Source organism: Klebsiella sp. HN106, assembly GCF_051209435.1.
GTDB classification, from domain to species: domain Bacteria; phylum Pseudomonadota; class Gammaproteobacteria; order Enterobacterales; family Enterobacteriaceae; genus Klebsiella; species Klebsiella oxytoca.
Window position 1 is genome coordinate 1 of the sequence record NZ_JBLURD010000341.1, and the last position, 215, is coordinate 215.

A 215-nucleotide genomic window follows, 5' to 3' on the forward strand; every position below is an offset into this window, starting at 1 on the left:
GACTCTGACAGCGATTCCGATTCTGACAGTGACTCGGACTCTGACAGCGACTCGGACTCCGACAGCGACTCGGATTCCGACAGTGACTCCGACTCTGACAGCGACTCGGATTCTGACAGTGACTCGGACTCTGACAGCGACTCGGATTCTGACAGCGATTCGGACTCTGACAGCGATTCTGACTCTGACAGCGATTCGGACTCTGACAGCGATTC

Annotated in this window: 1 protein-coding gene; it reads left to right on the top strand. The window is 55.8% G+C overall.

Annotated features, from left to right (window positions below):
* Positions 1–215: hypothetical protein (locus ACSIPU_RS31490; protein WP_033917651.1), on the top strand; the 215-nt coding region annotated here is incomplete at both ends.